Origin of the sequence: Pseudonocardia sp. CA-107938 (assembly GCF_050936315.1) — a bacterium.
GTDB lineage: Bacteria > Actinomycetota > Actinomycetes > Mycobacteriales > Pseudonocardiaceae > Pseudonocardia.
This window is the reverse complement of sequence record NZ_JBNJNA010000001.1, coordinates 3,546,547-3,564,461: the sequence shown is the minus strand read 5'-3', so window position 1 is coordinate 3,564,461 and position 17,915 is coordinate 3,546,547. Positions and strand designations below refer to the sequence as shown.

Sequence of the window (17,915 nt, the reverse complement as noted above, 5' to 3'; positions counted from 1 at the left end):
GCCTCAGGAATGTCTCAACATCGGCGGGCCGGACGCAGAACTCGCCCGGCGGAACGCACGACTCGCCCAGCCCAAACGCGCGACTCGCGGTCAGTGGTGCTGCGGCCCGCGGCCTGCCGGTTCGGCGCCCAGTGCGCGGCGCACCGCGGCGAGCTCGCGGGCGTAGCGGGGCCAGCCGAAGCCGGCCGTCGCGTAGTCCTCCGCCGTCTGCTCGGCGATGGCGTGCGCGGCGTCGCGGTCCCCCGCCGCCAGCTCGAGCGCGGCGGAGACGGCGCGGGCGGCCAGCCACGGTGCTCCCCCGACGGGCGCGTCGAGGTAGACGATGTCGAGCAGCGGCCGTGCCTCCTCGGGGCGGCCGGCGCGCACCAGCACCTGCGCGAGGTCGATGTGCGCCATGCTGGCCCCGGTCTCGGTGTAGGCGAGCGCGGCGCGGCAGCTCGCCTCGGCCGCGTCGAGGTCGCCCACCTGCAGCGCGACGGCGGCCCGGACCAGGTCGTTGAGGGGCAGGATCTGCCGGTCGTCGAGGCGGCGCGCGTAGTGGTCGGAGCGCTCGGCGAGCGCACCCGCCTCGTCCAGGCAGCCCAGCTCGACCAGCGTCTTCGCCTCGTTGGACAGCCCGCGGGCCAGTCGGTGCTCGTCACCGGCGTGCTCGTCGAGCGCGATCGCCTCCCGGAACCTGGTCAGCGCGCCGTCGGGATCGCCGGAGAACAGCAGCGCCGTGCCCAGCGCATCCGTGATCGACGACCTGCGCGTGCCACCGTCGGCGGCCGCGAGCGCCGACGTGAGCGTGCGGACGGCCTCCTGCAGCCGGCCCCGTTCGATCGCGACGATGCCCTGGTGGTGACGCACGACCGTGCCCAGGTCACCGTCGGCACCGGACGTCTCGATCCGCGGCAGCAGCGCCGCAGCCCGCTCCAGCTGGGCGGCCGCCACGTCGATCCGCCCGGACATCAGCGCGTGGAACGCGTGGTTGGACAGCCCCCGCACCTGCTCGGCCGGCTCGGCGTCCCTGGCGGTGACCACCGCCGCGAACCGCTGCGACGCCTCCGCGAACCACGCCCTGACCACCCACGGCGTGTGCAGACCGTTCGCCAGCCGCAGTCCGGCAGCGGTGAGCTGCGGGTCGGCCGCGGCCAGGTCGAGCGCCGCGGCCAGGTTCGGCCACTCGGCGAACACCGCCGACACCGACTCGGCCGAGGCGAAGTCGTCGACCGCGGCCACCGTGGCGACCCACCGCTCGGCCCAGTCGAGCAGCGCAGCACCGGTGGCGGCGGCCTCGCCGGACCCCGCGAGGTGCGCGGCGGCGTGCGCGCGCACGCTCTCCAGCAGCAGGAACCGGGGCCGGCCCGTCTCGACGTTGACGGTGACGAGGCTGCGGTCGACCAGCTCGCTCAGCACGGGCGCGACGTCACCGGACTCGACCGCGCCGCCGGCCGCCACGATCTCGGCGGCCTCCAGGTCGAACCCGCCCGCGAACGCGGCGAGCCGCCGCAGCACCTGGCGGGCCTGGTCGTCGAGCAGCTCGTAGCTCCAGTCGAGCGCGGAACGCAGGCTGGAGTGCCGCCCGGCCCGGTCGCGCCGGCCACCCACCAGCAGGCGCAGCCGGTCGTCGATGCGGTCGGCGATCTGCCGCACGGTGAGCGCGCGCGTCAGACCGGCGGCGAGCTCGATGCCGAGCGGCAGCCCGTCGACCGCCGCGCAGATCACGGCGATCTCCTCCTCCGCGGCGGCGCTGGTGGTGTCGGCGTAGCTGGCCGCGCGGGACCGGAACAGCGTGGCGGCGTCGGCGGGCCCCAGCGGGCGGACCCGGTGCTGCACCTCCCGCTCCACCAGCAGCGGGCGCTGCGACGTGACCAGCACCGACAGGCCCGGGACGAGGTCGCGCAGGTCCCCCACGACGTCGGCGGCCTGATCGACGAGGTGCTCGGCGTTGTCGACGACCAGCAGCGCCCCGGTCAGCGCCGCCACCGCGCCGTCGCGGGCGGCGTCCGGGTCGTCGGGCAGGTCGAGCAGGCGCACCAGCGCGGCGCGGACCGCACCGGCGGGCAGCGTGGTGTCCGCGTCCGCCTCCTCGGCCACGCCCGGCCGGGCGCGCACGGCGGCCAGCTCCAGCACGTGCACGGTGCGGCCGCCGGCGGCGGCCCGCGCCGCCACCTCCGCCGCGAGGCGGGACTTCCCGCAACCGGGCTCCCCGACCAGCGTGACGATTCCGGCGCGCCCGATCATGTCGGCCAGCGCGGCCAGGTCGCTGTCGCGGCCGATGATCGCGGAGACGCTGCCGGCCGGTGCGACGACGGGTACGGGTACCGGTGCCCGCACCGCGACCGCGCCCGGCGGTGCGGGGCGCAGCGTCGGGTCCTGGCGCAGCAGCCGCAGCTCCAGGTCGGCCGTCTCCGGGGCGGGGTCGATGCCGAGCTCGTCGGCGAGCGAGCGGCGCAGGTGGGCGAGGTGCGCGAGCGCGTCCGCCTGCCGTCCCGCCTGGTAGAGCGCGGTCGCGTAGAGCACCGACACGCCTTCGTGCAGCGGGTGTTCGGCTGCCAGCGCCTGCAGGGCCTGGACGTGCTCGGGGCCGGCGCCGAGGCCGGTCTCCGCGGCGAGGTGGGCGATCGTGATGTCGCGGTGCCAGTCGTCGAGCCGGGCTCCTTCGGCGGCGCCGAACGGCAGGCCGCGCAGGTCGGCGAGCGCGGGACCGCGCCAGCGGCCGAGCGCGTCGAGCGCGGCGGAGCGGGCGGCGACGTGGTCGCCGGCCCGGGCCGCCGCGGCGAGCCGGTCGGCGGCGGTGCGGGCGCCGGCGAGATCGGTGACCGTGGCGTCGAGCCGGTAGCCGGCGCTGGTGCGGGTGAGCCGCACCGCCTCACCGCCCAGGCTGGACCGCAGCCGTGAGACGAGCACCCGCAGCCGTTCGACGGGACGCGCCAGGTCGGCGTCGCCCCACAGATCGGCGACCAGCCGTTCGTCGGCTACTGCGACGGCGCCAGCCAGAGCTAGTCTGACCAGCAGTGCACGTTCGGACGTCCGGCCGATCACGATCGGCGTGTCGCCTGCTCTGACCTCCACCGTGCCGAGAACGTCGACCTGCATCCCCGCCCCCTCGGTTCACTACAGCTGTAGCGTAGTTTCCGGTCGACCGCACCCCTCTTCGGGTCCGTGAAACGCCGGCGACGCGCCGGTGCAAGGTCGGCGGGCAACCCTTCGGGCACCCCGCCCCGAGGAGATCCCGTGTCGCCCACCCCGTACCCGACGACGGCTGCCGGCGAGCTGCGCGCGCTCGTGCGGGGCGTCGTGCGCGGTCCCGACCCGGTCGTCTCGGCCGCCGGGAGGGCCGACGTGGTGGCGACCGTCGGGTTCGCCCGCCGGCACGGGCTCCGGGTCGCCGTGCGGGCCGACCACACCGGTGGCGCGGTCGTCCTGGACCTGTCCGCGATGCGCGGCGTCGCCGTGGACCCGCTCGCCCGCACCGCCGTCGTCGCCGGCGGCGCCACCTGGGCCGATGTCGACGGCGCGACCCAGCCGTACGGGCTGGCGGTGCCGGGCGGGCGGATCAGCAGCAGCGGAGTGGCCGGGCTGACCCTGCGCGGCGGCGAGGGCTGGCTCTCCGGCCGGCACGGGCGCAGCTGCGACAACCTGCTGCAGGCCGAGCTCGTCACCGCCGACGGCGGCGTGCTCACCGTCGACCACCGGCGGGAACCGGACCTGTTCTGGGCGCTGCGCGGGCGCGGCGGCACCGTCGGCGTCGTCACGTCGCTCACGTTCCGGCTGCACCCGATCCCGCCGCTCGTGCTCGGTGGCCTGCTCGCCTACCCGCTGGCGGCCGCCCCGCGGGTGCTGGCGGTGCTCGCCGAGCTGGTCGCCGCGTCGGGCGGCGACCTCGGCGGGGCCGCCGCGTTCCTGCACGCCCCGCCTGCCCCGTACGTGCCGGGGGACGTCGTCGGCCGGCCGGTGCTGGCCGTCGTCCCCGCGTACTTCGGCGGACCCGCCGCCGGGCAGGCCGTCTTGGGGCCGCTGCGCACCGAGGTGGCGCCGCTCGTGGACGCCGTCGGCCCGGTGCCCTACGTCGCGCTGCAGCGCCAGCTCGACGCCGGCGACCCGCCGGGGACGCGCACCCGGCACGCGAGCGCGTCGGTGCGACGGCCGACCGACCAGCTGCTGTCGGACCTGCAGGACGCGGCCGCGCGCATGCCCGGGCCGCTCTCGGAGATCGTCGTCGTCCCGCCGAGCCTGGGCGGGCACCGAGGGCGCTGGCTGGTCCACGCGCTGGCGAAGTGGCGCGACGCCGAGGTCGGCACCGACGACGCCGCCGCCCGCTGGGCCGACGCCGTCGTCGCCGCGACCCGCGCTGCCGACGGGCCCACGCGCTGGACCCCGGGCGCTGCCGACGCCCGCAGGCTGCAGGCGGTCACCGCCCGGTGGGACCCCGACGGCCTGTTCCGGTGACCTGATCCCCCACCCCCAAGGAGTGCACGACATGAACCCCGTCCGACACGTCGTCGCGGCACTGGCCTGCCTCGTACTGGCCACCGGCTGTTCCGGCGGCGCCCCGGCACCGGCTGTGCCCGCTCCGGCTGCTCCGGCGGCCGCCGCTGCCCCCGCGCAGGACTTCTGCGGCGCGCTGCGCACGCTCGCCACGAAGACCAGGGAGATCGGCTCGCAGAACGCGATCAGCCCGGCCCAGTACACCGAGATCGGCGACGAGATGGCCGCGCTGGTCCCGCTCGCTCCGGCCGACGCCGCCGCGCCGCTGACGACGCTCGCCGACGAGTACCACAAGATCGGCGCGGGCACGAGCACACTGCAGAAGTCCGCCTCCAAGCTGGGTGCGGCGACGGTGAAGCTCGCGGAGACCACCACCCCGAAGTGCGCCGGTAGCTGACCGGAACCTGGCGAAACGGACGTCACCGGCGGGCGAGGGGAACGCCGGTGCCGTAGGCTCGTCCGGCCATGCCCCCGCCCAACCTGCACCGGCGTCGCCGGCTCGCCGAGGCGGCCACGCACGTGCTCGCCGAGGGCGGCTCGCGGGGGCTGACCCATCGCGCGGTCGACGCGTTCGCCGGGGTCCCGGCCGGCACGACGTCGCGCTACTTCCGCAACCGCGACGCGCTGTTCGTCGCCGTCACCGAGTACGCGATCTCCACCCACCTCGACGACCTCGGCGAGGAGCTCGGTGCTGCGCCGGCCGGTGGGCGGCTCACCTGCGACGACCTCGTCGAGCTACTGGTGCAGACGGCCCGCGCGGCCGTCGGCGAGCAGCGCTTCCGGCACCTCGCGGTGGCGGAGCTGTTCCTGGAGAGCAACCGCCGGCCGGCCCTGCGGGAGGCCATGACGGCCGCGGCCCGGCAGCACCGCGAGTCGCTCGGCGCGCTGTTCGCGGCGGCCGGCGTCCCGCTCGACGAGCTGGCCGCGCGGCGGCTGGTGGCGTTCATCGACGGGATGTTGTTCAGCGCGCTCGCCGAGTTCCGCACCGCGCCGGCGGAGGTCGCGCAGGACATGGTGGAGGCGCTGGTCCGCGATGAGCTGGCGACGTTCCTCGGCGACCGACCCGACCGGCTCACCGGATGCTCCGCGCTGCCAGCACCCGCGCGGTGACGTCACGGCAGAGCGCGGCGCCGAAGTCGCGGCCGCGCTCGCGCGGGTAGCGGGTCAGCACGGCCAGCGTGCCGGCGTCCCACGACGCCACGCAGTTGACGTTCCAGATGCCGCGCGCCGAGTGCTCGGTCCAGCCGTTCTTGACCGCGACCCGGGTCCCTGCCGGCAGCGCGTCGGGGATCCCGAAGGCGCCGTCGGCGTCCACGGACCGCAGGTCGGCGACGAGCTCGGCGCCGCCCGGCCGGCGCGGTGCCTCGTCGAGCACGCACTCCATGATCCGCGCCGCCTCCACGGCGGAGACCTGCGCGAACGACCAGTAGTGCTGGCGGCTGGTGGTCACCGCCACCTCGCACACCGGTTGCAGGTCGCGCAGCACCTCGTCGCCGCCTGCGCTGCGGTAGAGCGTCTCGGCGGCCTGGTCGTCGCTCTGCCGGACCGCGGCCGAGATCAGCCGCAGCTCGTCCGGGGTCACGGCGGGGCCGCGGGTGGCACGCAGCCGCAGCACGTCGACGCCGATCCACGCCTTGATCGTCGACTCGGCCTCCGTGCGCTCGGTCGCCGAGTTCGCCGAACCGGACCAGCTGCCGCTCGCGCGGTCGTGGAACGCCCACGCGGTCCACACCGAAGGGTCGGTGGCGGTGGCGACCTTGGTGACCGGGCCGATCGGCCGGGCCGCACCCGTGACCGGCTGCGCGCACGCCGAGCCGAGCAGGCACAGCAGGGCCACGGCGAGGACGGACCGCTTCACCGACGTGCCGGGACGACGCGCCAGCTGCCGGCCCCGCCGACGCACTCGTAGTCGGGCCAGGAACCGTCCGCCATACCGGCGTTGCCTGCCCGCAGGCAGCCGGCCTGCTGCTCGTACGGGCCGAGCCGCGGATCGTCGGACCGCACCTGCGGCGCCGCCGCCGTCGAGGTGGCCGGGCCGGGCCGGGCGGGCGCACTCGTGGGGGTCGGGGTGCGCGGCGCGGGCCGCTGTGCACCGACGGTGGGATCGGCGGCGGCGACCGGTCGGGAGCTGTGGACCCCGCCGGCGAGCAGGACCACCGCGACGGCGACGACGACCGCTCCGGTGACACCGGCGATCGCGGCATGGCGGGCGATGGACACGGCGTTCCCTCCGACGGGTGATCTCGACGTCGGGAGCTTGCGTGAGCGGCGCTTCACCAGCGTTTCCTCGCCGCAACGGCGGGCCGAACACCCGTTCCGGGCAGGAACTGGGCATGACGGGCAGCGACCTCTACGGTTCAGCCCATGAGCGTGCCTCCGCAGCAGCCCCCCGGTCCCGGTCAGCCGGGCGGGCCCTCGCCCTACGGGCCTCCGCCCGGCGGCGGCCAGCCGTACGGGAGCAGCCCCTACCCCGGGCAGCAGCCGCCCTACCCGCCGCCCGCTCCGCGCGGGCCGGTGGAGAAGCCGAAGGAGGTGGAGACCGCGTTCCGGCTGGGGCTCCTCTCCGTGCTGCTCGGCGTGATCGGGGTGGCGCTGGGGTTCGCGCTCTCACCGGTGTCCATCGACGCCACGATCGCGTCGGGGCAGGTGCCGCCGGGCGTGACCACCGAGCAGTTCCGGCAGATCACCACGGTGATCCTGGTCGGGATCGCCGTCGTCTGGCTGATCTTCCTGGCGCTCTACGTGCTGTTCCTGTTCAAGATGCGCGCGGGACGCAACTGGGCCCGGATCGTGATCACCATCCTCGGTGCGATCGCGGTGCTGTTCACCCTGTTCGGCATCGGGAGCATCGGCCAGACGTTCGCGATGGGCCCGATCGGCGTCGTCTCCGGGGTGCTGTCGATCGTGCAGTTGCTGACGATCATCGCGGGCATCGTCTTCATGTTCCGGCCGGCGGCGGGGCCGTACTTCCGGCAGGAACGCGACTACTGAGGTTCGTCGCGCACCCGCGATGATTCCCCGGCGCGACAGGAGTCCGTACGAGCATGACCACTCACACGCTGCACCTCCCCGACGTCGAGCTCGTCTACGACGTCCACGGACCCCTGCCCACCGCCGACGGCCGGCCGCCGCTGCTGATGATCGGGCAGCCGATGTGCGCCGACGGCTTCTCCGCGCTGGCGGCGCAGTTCCCGGACCGCACGGTCGTCACCTACGACCCGCGCGGCCTCGGCCGGAGCGTGCGCAGTGACGGGTTGACGACCAGCGTGCCGCAGACACAGGCCGCCGACCTGCACGCGCTCATCGCGGAGCTGGGCGCCGGACCGGTCGAGGTGTTCGGCAGCAGCGGCGGCGCGATCGCCGGGCTGGCGCTGGTCACAGCGCACCCGGAGGACGTCGTGACCCTGGTCGGGCACGAGCCGCCGCTCTTCGGTCTCCTACCGGACGCGGACGCGGCGCTGCGGGCGCGGGACGCGTGGATGGACGCCTACCGGGCGAAGGGGTTCGGCGCCGGCATGGCGGCGTTCATCGCCATGACGTCCTGGCAGGGCGAGTACACCGACGCGTACTTCGCCCAGCCCGCGCCGGAGCCGGCGATGTTCGGCCTCCCCACCGAGGACGACGGCGTCCGGGACGATCCGCTGCTCTCGGAGCGCTCCCTCCCGGTCACCGAACTCGTGCTCGACGTCGCGGCGCTGACCGCCGCGCCCACCCGGATCGTGATCGGGGTCGGCGAGGAGTCGGCAGCCACCGTCACCGGCCGGACCGGCTTCGCCACGGCCGCGGCGCTGGGGCTGGAGGCCACGATGTTCCCCAGCCACCACGGCGGCTTCGTCGGCGGCGACACCGGCTACGGGGGCAAGCCGGAGGAGTTCGCCGCGACCCTGCGCACGGTGCTCGGCTGAGGGTCCGGCAGTTGAGGGTTCGTGCGGCTTTCGGTGTCCAGGTGGTTCCTCGCCTCGGGGGATGGCAAGCCGACGAAGGAGGCGGGGTGGGTGAGGAAGGCGCCGCCCGCAGCGCAGACCGGGCGTCTTTGCAAGGGCGGCAACGCCGCGAGGGGCCGCCTGGGCGCCGAAAGCCCGGACCCTCAACTGCCGGGCCCCCTAGGGTCGGTCCGTAGGGTCGACGCGTGCACATCGCGTCCCGGGTCCGTGCGGAGATCGACTCGCCGATCGGCGCGTCCTACGCCCTGGTCGGGCACCGGGGCGGGCGGCGGCCGCTGCTCGACCTCGGTCAGGCGGCGCCGCCGTACCCGCCGGCCGCGTCGGTCGTCGAGCACGTGGCGGCGGTCGCGCACGACCCGACGGGCGCCCAGTACGTCGGGCAGGCGGGGCTGGAGTCGTTGCGGGTCGCGTTCGCCGCGGACCTGACCGCGGCGTACGGCGGGCCCGTCGACGTCGCCGACGTCGTGGTCACCGCGGGCTGCAACCAGGCGTTCTGCCTGGTCATGGGCGCGCTCGCCGAGCCGGGCGACGAGATCGTCACGGCGCTGCCGGTGTACTTCAACCACGACATGTGGCTGCGGATGACCGGCATCACCCCCGTCTACCTGGATCCCGGGCCCGACCTGGTGCCGACGGCCGCGGCGGCCGAGCCGCTGATCACGCCGCGCACGCGGGCGATCGTGCTGGTCAGCCCCGGCAACCCGACGGGCGTGACGATCCCGCCGGCGGGCATCGCGGAGTTCGCGGCGCTCGCCGCCCGGCACGGCATCGCGCTGGTGCTCGACGAGACCTACCGCTCGTTCCGGGGCACCGACGCGCCGGCGCACGGCCTGTTCGCCGAGCCCGCCTGGCGGGACACGCTGGTCAGCCTGCACAGCTTCTCCAAGGACCTCGCCATCCCCGGCTACCGGGTCGGCGCCGTGGTGGCCGCGCCGGCGCTGAACCGCGAGGTGCTGAAGCTGCTCGACTGCGTGGCGATCGGGGCTCCGCGGGTCGGCCAGGAGGCGGCCTGGGCGGGACTGACGACCGCGCAGCAGTGGCGGGCCGACCGGGCCGCCGAGATCGCCGCGCGGCGGGCCGCGTTCGCCGACGCCATGGCGGAGCGGCCCGGCGGCTTCGAGCTGGCCGCGACCGGCGGGTTCTTCGCGTGGGTGCGCCACCCGTTCGCCGACCGCCCGACGGAGCGCGTGGTGCGCGACCTCGTCGTCGAGCAGGACCTGCTCGTCATCCCCGGCACCGCGTTCACCCCGGACGACCGCTGCGCCCTGCGGGTGAGCATCGGCAACCTCGACCCGAGCCGGCTGGCGGACGTGGTGGAGCGGCTGGTGGAAGCCGGCCGCTGACCGGTGTCGGGCCTTCGACCTGACTCGTCCGGGCGGGCCCAGCCGATGCGGCATCCGGGCACAGGATCTCGCAAGGTCTAGGTCACGGCGAGGTCACGACGTACAGTCGGAGCATGCGACCGGCCGAGGTCGAGCCGGCGACCGATCCGCAGCCGGAAACCCCTCAGCGGGCCCGCTCGCCCTGGCGCCGCGCCCAGGTCATCGGTGCTGCGGGTGCGCTGCTCGTCGTGCTGCTCGGCGCGCTCGTCTGGCGGGTGTCGACCATCCCGGACCCACCGACGGCCGCCGACGTCGACCGGGCCGTCGCCGCCCAGCTGGAGCGGGCCCGGCAGGAGGAGGCCGCCACCCCGCCCGCCGCCGCCCGCGCGTACCGGACCATCACTCCGTCGCTGGTCACGGTCACCACCGACCAGCCGAACGCGCAGGAGACGCTCGGCACCGGGGTGGTCGTCAACGCCGCCGGCGCCATCCTCACCGCCCTGCACGTCGTCGAGCACGCCAGCACGATCCGCCTCACGTTCGCCGACGGGTCCACGGCCGGCGCCCAGATCGTCAACCGCCGCCCCGACCAGGACATCGCCGTGCTGCTCGCCGACCGCACCCCCGGCGTGCTGGTGCCCGCCGTGCTGGCCGGACCGCCCGCGGTCGGCGCCGACGTGTTCGCCGTCGGCAACCCGCTCGGGCTGCGCAGCAGCATCTCCGCCGGCGTGGTGTCCGGCATCGACCGCAGCATCGCCACCGCGGCCGGCGGTCGGCTCAACGGGCTCATCCAGTTCGACGCCGCCGTCAACCCCGGCAACAGCGGCGGCCCGCTGCTCAACCGCGCCGGCCAGGTCGTCGGCATCGTCACGGGGCTGGCCAACCCCGCCGGACAGCAGTTCTTCACCGGCATCGGGTTCGCGGTGCCGATCGCCACCGCCGGCGGCGCGGCCGGCGGGCCCCAGCAGTGACCCCATCAGCGAACGGAGCGCACATGTCGTCGGGCCCGCTCGAGGAGACCCTCTACCAGGTCAAGAAGACGATCGTCGGCCAGGACGCGCTCCTGGAGCGGATGCTCGTCGCGCTGCTCGCCCGCGGGCACCTGCTGGTGGAGGGCGTGCCGGGGCTGGCGAAGACGATGGCGGTCAAGGCGCTGGCGCAGGCGATCGGCGGGGAGTTCCAGCGCATCCAGTTCACCTCCGACCTGGTGCCCGCCGACGTCGTCGGCACGCGCATCTACAACCAGCGGGAGGGCGAGTTCCAGGTCTCCCGCGGACCCGTCTTCACCAACCTGCTGCTCGCCGACGAGATCAACCGGGCACCGGCGAAGGTGCAGAGCGCGCTCCTGGAGGTGATGCAGGAACGGCAGGTCACGATCGGCCGCGAGACGTTCCCCGCGCCGGACCCGTTCCTCGTCATGGCGACGCAGAACCCCATCGAGTCCGAGGGCACCTACCCGCTGCCCGAGGCACAGCTCGACCGGTTCATGTTCAAGGTGCTCGTCGGCTACCCGTCCGCGACGGAGGAGTTCGTCGTCGTGGAACGGATGATCGGCACCCCCGAGCAGGCCGGCGCGGTGCTCGACCCGGAGCAGCTGCTCGCCTTCCAGCGCGCCAGCGACGCCGTCTACGTCGATCCGCAGATCATCGAGTTCGCGGTGAAGCTGGCCGCCGCGACCCGGGACCTGTCCGCGGCGGGCGTGCCCGACATGGCCCGCTACGTGACGTTCGGGGCGAGCCCCCGCGCGTCGATCAACATGGTGCTCGGGGCGAAGGCGCTGGCGTTCCTGCGCGGACGCGACTACGCGCTGGCCGGCGACGTGCGCGAGCTGGCCCGCGACGTGCTGCGGCACCGGATCGTGCTCTCCTACGAGGCGCTCGCCGACGACGTCTCCCCCGACGACGTGCTGGAGCCGGTGCTGAAGGCCGTACCGCTGCCGGAGATCGAGCACCCCGAACGGCACGTGCGCACGCCATGAACCAGATCGCGGGCACCCTCACACCGGACCGGCTGCTGCGGCGGCTCGAATGGCGGGTGCTGCGGCGCCTCGACGGGCGCCGGCAGGGCGAGTTCCGCACCGCGTTCCGCGGCTCCGGCGTGGACGTCGCCGACCTGCGCGAGTACGTGTGGGGCGACGACCTGCGCCACATCGACTGGAACGTCACCGCGCGCACCGACGTCCCGCACGTGCGCGAGTACCTGGAGGATCGCGAGATCACCGGGTGGCTGGTGCTCGACGTGTCGCGGTCGATGGCGTTCGGGCCGGCGCAGCGGCGCAAGCACCGGGTGCTCACCGAGGTGGCGGCCACGATCGCGCAGCTGCTCTCGCGCGGCGGCAGCCGGGTCGGGGCGGTGCTGTTCGACGGGGCGGTGCGCGAGGTGATCCCGCCCGGGCAGGGCCGCAACCAGGTGCTGCGGATCGTCGACCGGGTGCTGCGCGCCACGCCCGGCGACGAGCGGGCCGAGCAGCCCGGCACCACGGACCTGGCCGGAGCGTTGCGGGCACTGCAGGGCATCGCCCGGCGGCGGTCGCTGATCGTGCTGGTCAGCGACTTCATCGGCCCGTCCGGCTGGCAGGCCCCGCTCGGGCAGCTGGCCCGCCGGCACGACATCGTCGCGGTGCAGGTGCACGACCGGCACGAGTTCGACCTCCCCGCCGTCGGCATGATCTACGTGGAGGACGCCGAGACCGGCGAGGTGATCTTCGTCGACACCGGCGACCCCGGGTTCCAGCGGCGGCTGCGGGCCGGGGCCGACGAGCGGCAGGACGCGCTCGTCGCCGACCTGCTCGCCGCCGGGCTCGACCTGCACCCCGTCGCCACCGACGACGACCTGGTGCGGGCCCTGTTCCGGATCGCCCGGCTCCGCAGCCGGCAGGCGGGACGGGGGCCACGCCGATGACGCTCCTGTGGCCGTGGGCGCTGCTCCTGCTGCTGGCGGTGCCGGCGGCGGTGTGGTGGTACCGGCAGCAGCTGCGGGCCCGGGAACGCCGGCGTGCCGAGCTGGCCGAGCTGGGCCTCGTCGCAGCACCCACGGCCGGCGGGCGGTGGCGGCAGCTGCCGGCCGTGCTGCTCGCCGTCGGGCTGGTGCTGCTGGTCGCAGGACTCGCGCGGCCGCAGGCCCGGGTGCCGGAGCCGCGTCGGGAGGGCACCGTGATCCTCGCGTTCGACACCTCGGCCAGCATGACCGCGCCCGACCAGGCACCCACCCGGCTCGCCGCCGCACAGGCGCTGGCGAGGCAGTTCGTCGAGCAGCAGCCGCCGACGGTGCTGGTCGGGGTGGTGGCGTTCAGCAGCACCGGGCTCGTCACGCAGGAGGCGACGGCCGACCGGGCCCTCGTGCTGGCCGCGATCGACCGGCTCACGGCCACCGGCGGCACCGGCATGGCGGGCGGTCTGCAGGCGGCGCTCAGCACGATCGTCGGCAACCCGGTGTCGATCGGCAGCACGGCCACGGGCGGCATCGAGCAGCAGGGACCCGACCTCGGCTTCCACGGCTCGTCGTCCATCGTGCTGCTCACCGACGGCGAGGACACCGGCGAGCTCGACCCGCTCGAGCTCGCCGACCTCCTCTCCAGCACCGGCGTGAAGGTCTACCCCGTCGGTCTGGGCACCGCCGACGGCACCGTCGTCGACATCGACGGGTTCCAGATCGCCACCGCGCTGCAGGAACGGCGGCTGCGCGACATCGCCGACCGCACCGACGGCAGCTACGTCGCAGGCTCGGACCCGCAGGCGCTCGCCGCGCTCGCGAAGAGCGTCGACCTCGCGTGGACGGTGCAGCCGCGGCGCGTCGAGCTGACCGCCGTCGCCGCCGCGCTCGGCGGGCTGGCCCTGCTCGGAGCGCTGCTGCTGTCGCTGCACCGCACCGGACGGGCGGTGGCCTGATGACCGTCCAGTGGCCGTTCGTGCTGCCGGCGCTGCTCGTCGTCCCGGCGGCGATCGCCTACTACGTGTGGCTGCAGCGGCGGCGGCGCCGCCAGACCGTGCGCGTCTCCGACGTCGCGCTGGTGCGCGCCGCGGCGCCGCGCCGCCCACCGTGGCGCCGGCACGTCCCGTTCGGGCTGCTCGTGGCCGCGATCGGGTTGCTCGCACTGGCCGCGGCGCGCCCCCAGGTCACCGCGAACGTGCCGGTCTCCCGGTCCGCCGTGATCATGGCGCTGGACGTGTCCGGCTCGATGTGCGCCACCGACGTCGAGCCCAACCGGCTCGCGGCCGCGCAGAACGCGGTGCGCGACTTCATCGGCAAGCAGGACGCCTCCACCACGATCGGGCTCGTCGTCTTCTCCGGGTTCGCGCAGGTCGCCGTCGCCCCGACGCAGGACCGGGAAGCGCTGCTGCGCGCCGTCGACGGGCTGACCACCGGGCGTGGCACGACGATCGGCGCCGCGATCCTCAAGTCCGTGGACGCGATCGCGGAGATCGACCCCGACGTCGCCCGATCCGATCCCGGTTCGACGCCGCTGCGGCCCCGCGAACCCGGGACGTACGCGCCGGAGATCGTCGTGCTGCTCACCGACGGCGCCAACACCCGCGGCATCTCTCCGCAGGAAGCCGCCCACACCGCCGCCGATCGCGGCGTGCGTGTCTACCCGATCGGGTTCGGCACCCGCAACCCGACGTCCATGGTGTGCACGCCGACCCAGCTCGGGGCCAAGGGCAACGAGGGCTGGTTCGGCGGGTTCAGCGGCGGCGCGGGCAGCTACCTCGTCGCGGACGAGTCCACGCTGCGACAGGTCGCCGAGACCACCGGCGGCGAGTACTTCGCGGCCGCCGACGCCGGCGAGCTGCAGTCCGTCCTCGACGACCTGCCGCAGACCGTCGCGACCCAGCGCGAGGACATCGAGATCAGCGCGGGGCTCGTCGGGATCGCGGTGCTGGCGCTGGTCGGTGCCGTGTGGGCGGCGGCGCGCTGGACCGCGTTCCCCTGACGATCCTTGTCGGCGGCATTGTCGGTGGCAGTGCCTACGGTGCCGGCCGTGGAGGACACGACCGCCTACGAAGCCCTGCCCGAATCGCCCGACGCCGTCGCCGCCAGCACCGCCGAGGTCCGCGCCGCGCACGACGTGCTCGCCGAGCTGTACGCCGAACGGCTCGCCGACGCGCTCGACCGCATGCCCGTCGACCGGGCCGTGCTCGGCCTGTTCTGCGAGCTCACCCGCTCGGCCGGGGTCGGCGACGAGGTCGGCGACATCGGCTGCGGCACCGGGCGGCTGACCCCGTTCCTGGCGGCGCACGGGCTGGCGCCGCGGGGCGTCGACCTCTCCCCCGGCATGATCGACGTGGCCCGCCGCGAGCACCCGGGCGTCCCGTTCGAGGTGGCGGACGTGCGCGCCCTCCCGTTCCCCGACGCGTCACTGGCCGGGGTGGTGTGCTGGTACTCCCTCATGTACCTGCCGCCGGCGCAGCGGCCGCTCGCCTTCGCGGAGCTGGCCAGGGTGGTCCGGCCCGGCGGCTACCTCACCGCCGGGTTCAAGGCCGGCGACGACCAGCGCCGCCGCGGCGGCCGCAGCGCCGGCCTCGGCGTCGTCTTCGACGTGTGGTGGCACTCCCCGGAAGAGGTGCAGCAACGCCTCACCGACGCCGAGTTCGAGGTCGTCTTCCGCGGCTGGCGGCCGCCGCAGGAGGAGTACGAGGCGTCGGAGCAGGGCTTCGTGGTGGCGCGGCGGGTCGGCGGCGGGGCGGGACGCGCGGTGGCCTGACCCGGTGCGTTCGGCCGGCGGGCGGGCCGGGCTCCCGTGCTGGGCGTGCGAGGCCGGGCCGCGGTGCACCGCGTCGATCATGGGCAAACCGTGGTCAATCGATCTACCCCAGCCACGTTTTGCCCATGATCACCGCAACCCGGGATCGGCCGGCGCGCCAGGCCATGCCCCGGCCACCCCGTTTCGTCGATCAAGGGCAAACTGCCGCTAGTGGATCTTCAACCACGACCTTCTGCCCTTGATCACCACCGCAACAGGGCCGGGCTGCCCCGCCCCCGGCGGCGGCCACTGCCCGATCATGAGCGATCGACGATCACGCAACGTCAGACCGCCCGCAGCCGGGCCGCGCGCTTCGTCAGGTACTGCTGCTCGGGGAGGTTGACCGCGCGGGCGGCCGCGGCCGCGTAGTGCCGGGCGGCGGCCGCCGGCTCGCCGGCCTCCTCCAGCAGGTGCGCGCGGACGGCGTCGAGGCGGTGGTGCCCGGTCAGCTTCGGCGCGACCTCGTCGAGCAGGGCGAGCCCGGCCCGCGGCCCGTCGGTCATGGCGACGGCGACCGCCCGGTTGAGCGTGACGACGGGGTTGTCGGTGAGGCGTTCGAGCAGCTCGTAGAGGGAGCGGATCTGGGCCCAGTCGGTGGCCTCCGCGGTCGGGGCGGCGTCGTGGACGGCCGCGATCGAGGCCAGCAGCTGGTACTCCCCCACGACGCCTGCCTGCCGCGCCTCGATCACGAGCCGCATGCCCTCGGCGATGGCCGTGGCGTCCCAGCGGGCGCGGTCCTGCTCGGCGAGCGGGATCAGCTCGCCGTCCTTGCCGGTGCGCGCGGGCCGGCGGGCGTCGGTGAGCAGCATGAGCGCGAGCAGCCCCGTCACCTCGGGGTCGTCGGGGAGGGAGACGCGCAGGAGCCGGGTGAGCCGGATCGCCTCGGCGGCCAGGTCGACGCGGTGCAGCCCGGCGCCGCCGCTGCTGGTGTGGGCCTCGGTGGACATCACGTAGAGCACCCGCAACACCGACTGCACGCGCCGGCCGCGCTCCGCCGGCTCGGGCAACGCGAACCGGGCGCCGGCCTCGGCCACCTTCGCCTTCGCCCGGCTGATGCGGGTGCCCATCGTCGGCTCCGGCACGAGGAACGCGGCGGCGATCTCGGCGGTGGTGAGTCCGCCCACCGCGCGCAGGGTGAGCGCGATCGCGGACGCCGGGGTGAGGACGGGATGGCAGCACAGCACGAGCAGCCGCAGCGTGTCGTCGGTGTCCGGGACGGGCGCGGCGGGCGGCTCCAGCGCCGTCGCCTCCTCGCGCCGGCGCCGGGCGGCGGCCGCGCGGTGCTCGTCGACGAGCTTGCGGGTGGCGGTGCGGATCAGCCAGGCGTGCGGGTGCTCGGGCACGCCGTCCCTCGGCCAGTGGTCGGCGGCGGCGATGAGCGCTTCCTGCACGGCGTCCTCGGCGGCGGCGAAGTCGCCGTAGCGGCGCACGAGCACGCCGAGGACCTGCGGCGCCGTGCGACGCAGCAGGTCCTCGACCGGCTCCGGACCGCTCACTCGCCCACCGGGAAGGTGAACATCACCTGGCGGACCTCGATGTGCTGGCCGAGCGGCTTCCCACCGGGCCCCGGCGCCGCGGAGACGGCGGCGGCGATCTCCAGTGCGCGCTCCTCCGACTCGACGTCGACGAGCTGGTAGCCCGCCAGCAGCTCCTTCGCCTCCGGGAACGGCCCGTCGGTGACGACGGGGGCGCCGGCCCCGTCGGCGGTGACGACCTTCGCGAGCTCCGGCTCGGTCAGCGCGCTCATGTCGACGAGCTCACCGTTGGCCACCAGCTCGGCGTTGAGGGCGCGCAGGCATTCGAGGTGCCGCTCCATGTCCGCCGGGTCCCACTCGCTCATCGGCGGCACGTCGAGCGTCCGGTCGTGCTTGGTCAGGATCATGTACCGCGGCATCAGCATCTCCTTGCCTCAACGGGGGTCGCCGTGCTGCGCGACGAGGTCGGCGACGGCCTTCGGGAGGGTGGTCTCGAAGTCGTGCAGCACCACGTGGTCGGGGGTGATCGTGATGACGGCCATCTGCGAGTAGAGGGCCTGCACGCCGGCCCTCCAGCCCTCGACGGCTTCGGCCGGCATGAGCTTGGGCGCGCCGGCGAGGTACTCCGCGGGCACCCCGTCGACGATCTCGACGGTGGCCGAGCCGCGCACGAGCAGCGAGCGCGGCGGCATCCCGAACCGGTCGACGACGAGGGCGACGCGCGGGTTCTCGCTGATCGCGGCCACCTTCGCCGAGCCGACGACCGTGGCGAACGCGATCTGCTCGCCCTTGGTCCAGAAGCCGATCGGGATCACGCGGGGCTCGCCGTCGGCGCCGAGGTAGGAGAACCGCCCCATGGCGGAGTCGAGCAGTTCCCGGGCGATCGGCTTGGCGAGGGTGGCGGTGACGGTCTGCGCGTCCATCGGAGGGCTCCTTCGTTCGGGGTTCGGACGCAGCGGGA

18 protein-coding genes are annotated in these 17,915 nt (G+C 75.1%); 12 read left to right on the top strand and 6 right to left on the bottom strand.

The window, feature by feature from the left end:
• Positions 1 to 90 precede the first annotated feature (90 nt).
• Positions 91 to 3,081: an ATP-binding protein gene (locus tag ACQEVB_RS17805; protein ID WP_432972337.1), complete on the bottom strand. Its 2,991-nt coding sequence runs from the start codon at positions 3,079 to 3,081 to the stop codon at positions 91 to 93.
• A 138-nt stretch (positions 3,082 to 3,219) separates the two neighbouring features.
• On the opposite strand from ACQEVB_RS17805, the gene ACQEVB_RS17800 reads away from it, so the two are divergent.
• The 3 genes from ACQEVB_RS17800 to ACQEVB_RS17790 all read left to right on the top strand — a co-directional run bounded on the left by ACQEVB_RS17800 (position 3,220) and on the right by ACQEVB_RS17790 (position 5,583).
• Positions 3,220 to 4,434 carry an FAD-binding oxidoreductase gene (locus tag ACQEVB_RS17800; RefSeq protein WP_432972334.1) on the top strand — a complete coding sequence of 405 codons (1,215 nt, stop codon included), beginning with the start codon at positions 3,220 to 3,222 and terminating at the stop codon, positions 4,432 to 4,434.
• 31 nt (positions 4,435 to 4,465) lie between these two features.
• Positions 4,466 to 4,870 carry a hypothetical protein gene (locus tag ACQEVB_RS17795; protein ID WP_432972331.1) on the top strand — a complete coding sequence of 135 codons (405 nt, stop codon included), beginning with the start codon at positions 4,466 to 4,468 and terminating at the stop codon, positions 4,868 to 4,870.
• Between the two features lie 68 nt (positions 4,871 to 4,938).
• Positions 4,939 to 5,583: a TetR/AcrR family transcriptional regulator gene (locus tag ACQEVB_RS17790; RefSeq protein ID WP_432972328.1), complete on the top strand. Its 645-nt coding sequence runs from the start codon at positions 4,939 to 4,941 to the stop codon at positions 5,581 to 5,583.
• On the opposite strand, the gene ACQEVB_RS17785 is transcribed toward ACQEVB_RS17790, so the two are convergent.
• Both ACQEVB_RS17785 and ACQEVB_RS17780 read right to left on the bottom strand, forming a co-directional pair.
• Positions 5,546 to 6,331 carry a hypothetical protein gene (locus tag ACQEVB_RS17785; protein WP_432972325.1) on the bottom strand — a complete coding sequence of 262 codons (786 nt, stop codon included), beginning with the start codon at positions 6,329 to 6,331 and terminating at the stop codon, positions 5,546 to 5,548. The genes ACQEVB_RS17790 and ACQEVB_RS17785 overlap by 38 nt on opposite strands.
• Positions 6,328 to 6,750: a hypothetical protein gene (locus tag ACQEVB_RS17780; RefSeq protein WP_432972321.1), complete on the bottom strand. Its 423-nt coding sequence runs from the start codon at positions 6,748 to 6,750 to the stop codon at positions 6,328 to 6,330. Before ACQEVB_RS17780 ends, ACQEVB_RS17785 begins: the two co-directional genes overlap by 4 nt.
• Before the next feature lie 87 nt (positions 6,751 to 6,837).
• Between ACQEVB_RS17780 and ACQEVB_RS17775 the strand changes: the two genes are divergently transcribed.
• From ACQEVB_RS17775 to ACQEVB_RS17735, 9 genes are all read left to right on the top strand, one after another.
• A complete protein-coding gene (locus ACQEVB_RS17775) occupies positions 6,838 to 7,464 on the top strand; it encodes a hypothetical protein (protein ID WP_432972318.1) in 627 nt (208 codons plus the stop codon).
• A gap of 53 nt (positions 7,465 to 7,517) precedes the next feature.
• Entirely contained in the window at positions 7,518 to 8,378 is an 861-nt protein-coding gene (locus ACQEVB_RS17770; protein WP_432972315.1) for an alpha/beta fold hydrolase, read from the top strand.
• A gap of 224 nt (positions 8,379 to 8,602) precedes the next feature.
• Positions 8,603 to 9,760 carry an aminotransferase gene (locus ACQEVB_RS17765; RefSeq protein WP_432972312.1) on the top strand — a complete coding sequence of 386 codons (1,158 nt, stop codon included), beginning with the start codon at positions 8,603 to 8,605 and terminating at the stop codon, positions 9,758 to 9,760.
• 113 nt (positions 9,761 to 9,873) lie between these two features.
• The gene (locus ACQEVB_RS17760; protein ID WP_432972310.1) at positions 9,874 to 10,710 is read left to right on the top strand and encodes a S1C family serine protease; all 837 of its coding nucleotides are present in this window, start codon (positions 9,874 to 9,876) and stop codon (positions 10,708 to 10,710) included.
• A gap of 23 nt (positions 10,711 to 10,733) precedes the next feature.
• Positions 10,734 to 11,717 (top strand): AAA family ATPase, encoded by a 984-nt coding sequence (locus ACQEVB_RS17755; protein WP_432972307.1) that lies wholly within the window; start codon positions 10,734 to 10,736, stop codon positions 11,715 to 11,717.
• Positions 11,714 to 12,640 (top strand): DUF58 domain-containing protein, encoded by a 927-nt coding sequence (locus ACQEVB_RS17750; RefSeq protein ID WP_432972304.1) that lies wholly within the window; start codon positions 11,714 to 11,716, stop codon positions 12,638 to 12,640. Before ACQEVB_RS17755 ends, ACQEVB_RS17750 begins: the two co-directional genes overlap by 4 nt.
• A complete protein-coding gene (locus tag ACQEVB_RS17745; RefSeq protein ID WP_432972301.1) occupies positions 12,637 to 13,626 on the top strand; it encodes a vWA domain-containing protein in 990 nt (329 codons plus the stop codon). The genes ACQEVB_RS17750 and ACQEVB_RS17745 overlap by 4 nt, the downstream gene beginning before the upstream one ends.
• Positions 13,626 to 14,669, top strand: coding sequence for a VWA domain-containing protein (locus ACQEVB_RS17740; RefSeq protein ID WP_432972298.1), 1,044 nt, complete (start codon positions 13,626 to 13,628; stop codon positions 14,667 to 14,669). The genes ACQEVB_RS17745 and ACQEVB_RS17740 overlap by 1 nt, the downstream gene beginning before the upstream one ends.
• A gap of 48 nt (positions 14,670 to 14,717) precedes the next feature.
• Entirely contained in the window at positions 14,718 to 15,440 is a 723-nt protein-coding gene (locus tag ACQEVB_RS17735; RefSeq protein WP_432972295.1) for a class I SAM-dependent methyltransferase, read from the top strand.
• 323 nt (positions 15,441 to 15,763) lie between these two features.
• On the opposite strand, the gene ACQEVB_RS17730 is transcribed toward ACQEVB_RS17735, so the two are convergent.
• Genes ACQEVB_RS17730 through ACQEVB_RS17720 form a run of 3 tightly spaced genes read right to left on the bottom strand, consistent with a single transcriptional unit; the run spans position 15,764 to position 17,877 of the window.
• On the bottom strand, positions 15,764 to 16,975 hold the full coding sequence (locus ACQEVB_RS17730; RefSeq protein WP_432972292.1) for an RNA polymerase sigma factor: 1,212 nt from the start codon (positions 16,973 to 16,975) through the stop codon (positions 15,764 to 15,766).
• Positions 16,972 to 17,373 carry a YciI family protein gene (locus ACQEVB_RS17725; protein ID WP_432972289.1) on the bottom strand — a complete coding sequence of 134 codons (402 nt, stop codon included), beginning with the start codon at positions 17,371 to 17,373 and terminating at the stop codon, positions 16,972 to 16,974. Before ACQEVB_RS17725 ends, ACQEVB_RS17730 begins: the two co-directional genes overlap by 4 nt.
• Positions 17,374 to 17,388: 15 nt before the next feature.
• Complete coding sequence (locus tag ACQEVB_RS17720; protein ID WP_432972286.1) at positions 17,389 to 17,877, bottom strand: pyridoxamine 5'-phosphate oxidase family protein; 489 nt, start codon at positions 17,875 to 17,877, stop codon at positions 17,389 to 17,391.
• Between the last annotated feature and the right edge of the window lie 38 nt (positions 17,878 to 17,915).

Coding starts and splice junctions, on each gene's coding strand:
- ACQEVB_RS17805 (WP_432972337.1), bottom strand. CDS start 3,081: ATGCAGGTCGACGTTCTCGGCACGGTGGAGGTCAGAGCAGGCGACACG.
- ACQEVB_RS17795 (WP_432972331.1), top strand. CDS start 4,466: ATGAACCCCGTCCGACACGTCGTCGCGGCACTGGCCTGCCTCGTACTG.
- ACQEVB_RS17790 (WP_432972328.1), top strand. CDS start 4,939: ATGCCCCCGCCCAACCTGCACCGGCGTCGCCGGCTCGCCGAGGCGGCC.
- ACQEVB_RS17775 (WP_432972318.1), top strand. CDS start 6,838: ATGAGCGTGCCTCCGCAGCAGCCCCCCGGTCCCGGTCAGCCGGGCGGG.
- ACQEVB_RS17770 (WP_432972315.1), top strand. CDS start 7,518: ATGACCACTCACACGCTGCACCTCCCCGACGTCGAGCTCGTCTACGAC.
- ACQEVB_RS17760 (WP_432972310.1), top strand. CDS start 9,874: ATGCGACCGGCCGAGGTCGAGCCGGCGACCGATCCGCAGCCGGAAACC.
- ACQEVB_RS17755 (WP_432972307.1), top strand. CDS start 10,734: ATGTCGTCGGGCCCGCTCGAGGAGACCCTCTACCAGGTCAAGAAGACG.
- ACQEVB_RS17750 (WP_432972304.1), top strand. CDS start 11,714: ATGAACCAGATCGCGGGCACCCTCACACCGGACCGGCTGCTGCGGCGG.
- ACQEVB_RS17745 (WP_432972301.1), top strand. CDS start 12,637: ATGACGCTCCTGTGGCCGTGGGCGCTGCTCCTGCTGCTGGCGGTGCCG.
- ACQEVB_RS17740 (WP_432972298.1), top strand. CDS start 13,626: ATGACCGTCCAGTGGCCGTTCGTGCTGCCGGCGCTGCTCGTCGTCCCG.
- ACQEVB_RS17725 (WP_432972289.1), bottom strand. CDS start 17,373: ATGCCGCGGTACATGATCCTGACCAAGCACGACCGGACGCTCGACGTG.
- ACQEVB_RS17720 (WP_432972286.1), bottom strand. CDS start 17,877: ATGGACGCGCAGACCGTCACCGCCACCCTCGCCAAGCCGATCGCCCGG.